This is a genomic window from Aquamicrobium sp. NLF2-7, assembly GCF_022359935.1.
In the GTDB taxonomy this organism is placed as follows: Bacteria; Pseudomonadota; Alphaproteobacteria; order Rhizobiales; family Rhizobiaceae; genus Mesorhizobium; species Mesorhizobium lusatiense.
In genome coordinates this window covers 135,995-142,953 of record NZ_JAKSED010000006.1, presented here as the reverse complement: position 1 = coordinate 142,953, position 6,959 = coordinate 135,995, and the positions used below count along the sequence as shown (strand labels likewise).

Annotated in this window: 7 protein-coding genes; 5 read left to right on the top strand and 2 right to left on the bottom strand. The window is 56.8% G+C overall.

Annotated features, from left to right (window positions below):
• The coding region (gene trbB / locus MIC97_RS22785) for a P-type conjugative transfer ATPase TrbB (protein ID WP_239802175.1) at positions 1–667 on the bottom strand (667 nt) is incomplete at its 3' end.
• Positions 668–1,131: 464 nt separating this feature from the next.
• Between trbB and repA the strand changes: the two genes are divergently transcribed.
• From repA to MIC97_RS22760, 5 genes are all read left to right on the top strand, one after another.
• A complete protein-coding gene (repA, locus tag MIC97_RS22780; RefSeq protein ID WP_035031759.1) occupies positions 1,132–2,352 on the top strand; it encodes a plasmid partitioning protein RepA in 1,221 nt (406 codons plus the stop codon).
• A gap of 163 nt (positions 2,353–2,515) precedes the next feature.
• On the top strand, positions 2,516–3,532 hold the full coding sequence (repB, locus tag MIC97_RS22775; RefSeq protein ID WP_239802073.1) for a plasmid partitioning protein RepB: 1,017 nt from the start codon (positions 2,516–2,518) through the stop codon (positions 3,530–3,532).
• 194 nt (positions 3,533–3,726) lie between these two features.
• Complete coding sequence (gene repC, locus MIC97_RS22770; protein ID WP_239802072.1) at positions 3,727–5,031, top strand: plasmid replication protein RepC; 1,305 nt, start codon at positions 3,727–3,729, stop codon at positions 5,029–5,031.
• 210 nt (positions 5,032–5,241) lie between these two features.
• Entirely contained in the window at positions 5,242–5,484 is a 243-nt protein-coding gene (locus tag MIC97_RS22765) for a type II toxin-antitoxin system Phd/YefM family antitoxin (RefSeq protein WP_035031610.1), read from the top strand.
• A complete protein-coding gene (locus MIC97_RS22760; protein WP_239802071.1) occupies positions 5,484–5,921 on the top strand; it encodes a type II toxin-antitoxin system VapC family toxin in 438 nt (145 codons plus the stop codon). The genes MIC97_RS22765 and MIC97_RS22760 overlap by 1 nt, the downstream gene beginning before the upstream one ends.
• Before the next feature lie 27 nt (positions 5,922–5,948).
• Here the strand turns inward: MIC97_RS22760 and MIC97_RS22755 are convergent, their stop codons facing one another.
• Positions 5,949–6,875 carry a recombinase family protein gene (locus tag MIC97_RS22755; protein ID WP_239802070.1) on the bottom strand — a complete coding sequence of 309 codons (927 nt, stop codon included), beginning with the start codon at positions 6,873–6,875 and terminating at the stop codon, positions 5,949–5,951.
• Positions 6,876–6,959 lie beyond the last annotated feature (84 nt).

Here is a 6,959-nt window from a genome sequence, read left to right as displayed (position 1 = left end):
CGCCGACGATGATACGATCAGGTCGTAACCGCATGGTGCTCTTCAGCAGCCGGGCCATATCGACCGTATCGGTGGTATGAAGCTGAACCGCATTCTCTGCTGCGCATTGGATTTCAGCCGTATCTTCCAGGATCACCAGCCGGTGTTCCGGCGCTGTCCGTACCATCTCGGCGATGACGGCATTGGCGAGCGTCGTCTTGCCCGAGCCTGTGCCGCCGGAAATGACAATGTTGAGGCGCGCCTTGATAGCTTTTTGGATCAAAACTGCCTGTGCCGTCGTCATGATGGCGCTGCGAACGTAATCCTCCAGCGGGATCAGGCGTGACGCACGTTTGCGGATGGTGAAGCTTGGACCTGCCACCACCGGCGGCAGCAGCCCTTCAAAACGGTGGCCACCGATCGGCAGTTCACCTGAGATAATCGGCTGGTCTTCATCTGCTTCCGTTTGCAGTGCATGCGCGACGCTGCCGATGATGATTTCGGCGGCCCCTGGCTGCAGGGTACCCATGCTGTCGATCCCCTGCCCCAGCCGCTCGACGAACAGCCTTCCATCCGGGTTCAGCATGATCTCGACCACGGATGTGTCCTCGAGTGCTGAACAAATGGTCTCGCCAAGCGCATCCTGCAGCTTGCGCACCAGACGGAGGTGGGAGCGCGAGGCGGTCATGCAAAACGCCTGCCTGCGCACAGCAAAAACTGCCGCATACGCCCGAACGTGGAATGAGTAAGTTGATGCTGCCGCATGTGAAATCGCTGCCCCCTTGTGATGGGGCTACATCAACATCAGATCGGCAGATGCGTCAGCCCGGCATAAATGCCGGGTCCGTGCCACAGTGAGTCGCGATGATTCTTTGCCGAACGATTGGCCGGGACAAGAAATCAGCTTGGAGTGAACGCTGTTGCCCCTGGCATTTATGCCGGGTCCCAAAACGATGGGGGTTTCAAGGAGAGAGGGTAGGAAGTAGTTGAAAATACGTCATAATGTGAACTTGAGCGCCGCCTACTAACGCTTCACTCGTAGCGGGCGTTAACTCCTCATTAACCATTAAACTCTTGCGCCATAATGGTTCAGTGGTATCGTCACGGAAAAGGAGCGGTTTCGCTCGAAATTCCGTGATGAGAGATATTAATGTGAGCGTAGCGGTTCAGCCTACCCGAGAACTTCTGCCCAATGTCGACGAGACGATCGGCAATCAAGCTGAGCTGCTAAGTACGCATCTCCAGTCGATGAGTGAAGCACTCTTCGCACCTGATACGCTGAAGGTGCTTCGGCGCTTCACGTCCGGGGAAGCCGCCCGGTTAATTGGCGTCTCGGACTCTACGCTCAGGAAAATGACCTTGGCAGGTGAAGGACCGCAGCCAGAAACGACGAGCAATGGGCGCCGTTTATACACTTTGGCGGATATAAACGAGATCAGGAAGTTACTCTCTCACTCGCCGCGTGGTCGTGAAGCTATCGATTTTGTTCCCCACCGGCGTCCCGACGAGCATCTTCAGGTACTTGCCGTCACTAATTTTAAGGGAGGGAGTGGTAAAACAACTACCTCTGCTCACCTTGCGCAGCACCTCGCATTGCAGGGTTATCGCGTTCTTGCCATCGATCTTGATCCGCAGGCAAGCTTGTCGGCGTTGCTCGGTGTTCTGCCGGAAGTTGACGTCGTCTCCAACCAGACTCTCTATGCCGCCATACGCTACGATGACAACAAACGCCCACTCTCAGATGTAATCCGCCGAACCTACTTCGACGGACTCGATTTGGTGCCCGGCAATCTGGAACTTATGGAGTTTGAGCATACGACGCCAAAGGCTCTGACTACGGTAGGTCGTACTGGTGAAATGCTGTTCTTCGCCAGGGTAGCCGCGGCCCTCGACGATGTTGCGGATAAGTACGACGTGGTAGTGATCGACTGCCCTCCCCAACTAGGCTTTCTGACGCTGAGTGGGCTCTGCGCAGCGACTGCCATGATTGTGACAGTTCATCCGCAGATGCTTGATGTCTCTTCCATGAGCCAGTTCCTTCTTATGACTCGCGACCTGCTTGGTGTCGTTCGCGATGCCGGAGGCGAACTCAAGTATGATTTTGTCCGTTACCTCCTGACTCGTTTCGAGCCGCAGGATGCGCCGCAAACAAAAGTAGCGGCGCTGTTGCGCAACCTCTTCGATGATTTTGTTTTGACTAATCCAATGGTGAAATCAGCGGCCATTTCGGATGCGGGCCTCACGAAGCAGACGCTTTACGAGATCGGACGCGAGAACCTTACGCGTGCCACCTATGACCGAGCCATGGAATCCCTCAACGCCGTCAATACGGAAATCGAAGGGCTAATTAAGAAGGCGTGGGGTCGGCAATGACGAAGATGGGCGAAATGGACAGGCTGCCGACGTTGAAGTTGGACGTGTTGGGAGCTCCCAACATGCCGGCCGTGGACCTTATGCCGCTTAACAGATGGCATCTGTTGGGAGCTCCCAACAAATACAAAACTCTCCAAACCGATCTGATGCGGGAGGGGCTGAAGTGAGCAGAAAAGACGCCATCAACAATCTGTTCCTCAAACGCCCGGACACCGTTCCCACGGCGTCTAGACCCCCTGCCCTAAAGGATGGCGAACGCGTGCGGACGGGGGCGATTTCTGCGATGGGCGCTTCGCTGCAGGAGCTGGCCGATAGCGCCAAGCAAGCGTCGCTTCTTAGACAACAGATCGCCGACGGTGAAATTTGGCTTGAGACTAGCAAGATCGTTGGCTCGCGTATCACCGATCGGATTTCGATCGACGTCGATCCCAAATTCGATGAGCTCGTAGAAAGCGTCAGAGAAAACGGCCAACAGATTCCGATCCTCGTCCGCCCTCACCCGGATACTCCCGGTATGTTTGAGATCGCTTACGGGCGGCGGCGAATGCGGGCGGCAGATATACTAGGGCGGCCGGTCCTAGCAATTATCCGCGACCTAGCTGATCGAGAACTAATAATCGCGCAAGGGCGGGAAAACTCCGAACGTACGGACCTGTCATTTATCGAGAAGGCATTTTTTGCGAAAAACTTGGAAGAGGATGGCTGTGACCGTACGACGATCGTCGCGGCGTTAGCGACCGACAAGGCTGATATCAGCCGATACATTACAGTAGCACGCCGTGTCCCAGAAGAGCTCGTCAGACGCATTGGACCAGCGCCGAAGATGGGGCGAGCTCGATGGCTCGCGCTCGCTGACCTGCTAGAAGCGCGATCTGCCTTGGTAGTCGCCGAGCAGGCGCTAGAAGCTCCTTCAGTTCAGAAAGCCGATAGCGATACGCGGTTCCAGGCAGTGCTACGCGCCCTTCAGGCTAAGCCCAAGCGGCGTAGTACCGACCATGCACAGATATGGAAGACTCCGCAGGGGAAGGGTGCTGCGCGCATCGAGACTCGCGGTAGCAAGACCGCGCTTGTATTCGAAGAGAAGATAGTACCGGCATTCGCTACATTCGTATCCGCGCGGCTGGATAATCTCTACCGTGAGTTTCAGCAAGAAACGGAGAATGGAGGAGGAGAGAGATGATGTGAGTGCCGCCGTATGGCGGCATTGAACGTGGAAATCGGCAAAGAAAAAGGCCCCCGAAATTAGTTCCGGAAGCCCTTCTCATAGGTTAGCAGCTAGAGAATCGCATTTCCGAGAATCGCAGTCAAGAGCCCATGAGGCTCAACGTCGTTTTGGCGGGTTGATTTCTTTTGCCTAGCGATAGGTGAAGGACAATGCAGACGCATATCTCAACGACGCCCTTTGGGCGGCGAACGATGACGCTTGGCCAGATTGCAAATCAGGCGAGAGCAAAGGCGATGCCGAAAGAGGCGGTCGCCAATAAATGGCGGGTGTTCCAGGACATCCGTGAAGCCCGCGAACTGCTTGGCGCAACGGATCGCTCACTGGCGATCCTCAATGCCTTGCTGTCTTTCCATAGAGAAACCGAACTCTCGGCCGAGGGGGAGCTTATCGTCTGGCCATCGAATGAGCATCTGATCGCCCGCGCTAACGGCATCTCGCCGGCAACGCTGCGACGGCATCTTGCCGTTCTGGTCGAATGTGGCTTGATCATCCGCAGAGATAGCCCGAATGGCAAGCGCTTTGCACGCAGGAGCAGGGCAGGGGAGATTGAGCAGGCCTATGGCTTTGATCTGTCGCCGATCGTCGCCCGTGCCGAAGAGTTCAGGGATCTCGCAGAGGCTGTCCACGCCGAGAAGAAGGCATTTCGGGTAGCCCGGGAGCGCCTGACGCTGCTACGGCGCGATATCGTCAAGATGATCGATGCAGGGATCGAGGAGGGAGTGCCAGGGAACTGGGGCAGGGTGCTTCAGAGCTACCAGGCCGTCATCGCCAGACTTCCCCGCACGGCATCAAGGCAACTCATTGAAGACATTTGCGCCGAGCTTCACGATCTGCACGCTGAAATCCGGGATGTATTGGAATCCTTTACAAAAACACAGAATCTGAACGCCAATGAGTCTCAATCTGAACGCCACATACAGAATTCAAACCCAGACTCCATTTCTGAATATGAAAGCGGCTATAGAAAAAAGAAAGAAGCAGGCGGCAGCGTTGCGGAAACCGACAATGTACGGAGTTTGCCGAAACGGGATCTCCCCTTGAGCATCGTGCTGGATGCCTGCCCGAACATGCGGGAAGCTGGTCAAGCGGGCGAAATCCGACACTGGCGCGACTTTCTGGCGGCAGCGGAGTTGGTGCGAACGATGCTGGGGGTCAGTCCGAGTGCCTGGGCAGAGGCTCGCGAGGCCATGGGCGAGGTTCAGGCAGCAATTGCGCTTGCAGCGATCTATCAACGGGCGGACCAGATCAACAGTGCCGGTGGCTATCTGCGCAGCCTGACAGACAAGGCGCGAGACGGGAAATTCTCAACCTGGCCGATGGTGATGGCCCTGCTGCGTGCCAAACTGGACGAGGGAAAGCACCGACAAACCCTGGAAAACGTGACATCGGAACCCGGGCCACGGCTCGAAGTGTCGGCGTCGCTTCTCAACAGCCTGCGAAAGCGGAACCGGTGAGCCCGTTGCGTTCGTCACCTGACAGAAGGCGCCGGATCAATTGGGTGGAATTGGATGGAAGAATAGAACGCCGTTGAATGCCTCGACGCTTCATATCACCCCTGAGGTTCGGCACCTGTGAAGTGATTTCCCTCACGGAGCTTTATGACACAGCTTGAAGAACGGTCTGGATGCAGCTATATGACTACTGTGGTTATAAAGGAGAGTGCGATGCGCGAGATCCAGCTCAAGGATGCCAAGGCAACCTTATCTGCAGTCGTTGATGCTGCTGTTCGTGGCACACCTGCCGTCATCACACGTCATGGGCGAAAGGAAGCCGTGGTGCTTTCCTTCGAAGACTATGAGCGTCTGTCTCATGTTCCCACATTTGGACAGTTCCTGACGTCGTTTCCGGGTGACGAGGGGGATATTCCGGAGCGCAATCGCTCGCCAGCCCGAGACGTGGATCTCTGATGTATCTGGTAGACACGAACGTCATTTCTGCACTCGCGCCCTCGAAGGTCGAGCGGAATGACGAACTGGTTGCATGGTTCAATCGGGCGAGCTCTGTCCTCTATCTGTCAGTGATTACGGGTGCTGAGGTCATGTCGGGGATTTCCAAGGCTGATCGGGAGGGCACGACTACAAAGGCGCAACGACTTCGAGACTGGTGGGGAGCCATAGAGCATCTCTATTCTGACCGGATTTTGCCGTTCGACCTGGCTTGCGCGCACCGGGCCGGCAGGATTCTCGATGAATCGAGGGCACACAGACCGGGCTTTGAAGATATTGCTATTGCAGCAACCGCACAGGTTCATGGACTCACGGTGTTGAGCCGCAATTTGCGACATTTCCTGCCACTGGGCGTGGCTGTCCAAAACCCGTTTGAGGCAATTCCCACTCTGCCATGAGGATGAGCGCACTCCTGCTGTATCCGTTCAAGAGCTGGTTTCAAGAAGCCCGGAGCGCCGAGCGCGATCGAGCAGGTTTTTGACCGAGGAAGGCGACCATTTTGTCCCGCCGCGCGGTGTGCGCTCATGCAATCGCTCAAGCTGGCTGGCGATTTCGCGCAATGTCAGGCCGGGATTGGATGAATGAATGCCGGCAACCAGCGTCATCAGGCGATCTTCCGGCAGGCGAGGTGGCGACTTGCGGAGCAGGGCTTCATCCGCCATGCCCTCGGCAACCATCCATTTGACCGCGCGACGAAGGCGCTCCGGTGTCCAGTTAAGGCCGCGTTGCTTCAGGACATGGGCAATATCATCCCATGTGTGATCTGGCCGCAGACGCCTCACGGTCGGAAGCCACTGGTTTGCTGTCGCCTGGATGCGTGCACCGTAGGCCGCTTTCTGCGCAGCCGTCATTTTTGCCAGCGCTTCCGGCCGGCGTTCGCGTATTCCCGGATTGCCTGGCAACCGCCCTTTGGCCTTGGCTGCCTTTATCCCGGCCTTGGTGCGTTCGGAGATCAATGAACGCTCCAGCTGCGCCACGGCGCCGAGCACCTGCAGCGAAAACATGCCCTGTGGTGTCGTGGTGTCGATTGGATCGCGCAGAGACCGGAAATGCACGCCTTTTTCTGTCAGACCCTCGATAACCTCAAGAAGATGGCTAACGGAGCGTGCCAGGCGGTCGATCCGGACGACGACGAGGGTATCGCCGCTGCTGATATCGCGAAGGAGCCTGGACAGGGCCGGGCGCGCGCGCGATGCGCCGGATCCATGTTCCTGAACGACAGTCTCGCAGCCGGCCGCACGCAGTTCCATTTCCTGCGCTTCGGTCGCCTGCTCGTCCGTGGACACTCGGGCATAGCCGATAAGCCGGCCCTGTGGTCGACGAGAAGCACGTTCTTGCATGTCAGCGGCCATTTGCAGCGCCTGAGAGAGTGGGGGAGGCGGATTTCCAAATACAGAAGATAACGATAAAGGATCGTTTGTAAACGTCTCTTGTGA

What these genes read in the sequence shown, in the direction of transcription:
- repC (WP_239802072.1), top strand. Translation starts at nt 3,727, where the DNA reads ATGCAGACGCATATCTCAACGACGCCCTTTGGGCGGCGAACGATGACG.
- MIC97_RS22765 (WP_035031610.1), top strand. Translation starts at nt 5,242, where the DNA reads ATGCGCGAGATCCAGCTCAAGGATGCCAAGGCAACCTTATCTGCAGTC.
- MIC97_RS22760 (WP_239802071.1), top strand. Translation starts at nt 5,484, where the DNA reads ATGTATCTGGTAGACACGAACGTCATTTCTGCACTCGCGCCCTCGAAG.
- MIC97_RS22755 (WP_239802070.1), bottom strand. Translation starts at nt 6,875, where the DNA reads ATGGCCGCTGACATGCAAGAACGTGCTTCTCGTCGACCACAGGGCCGG.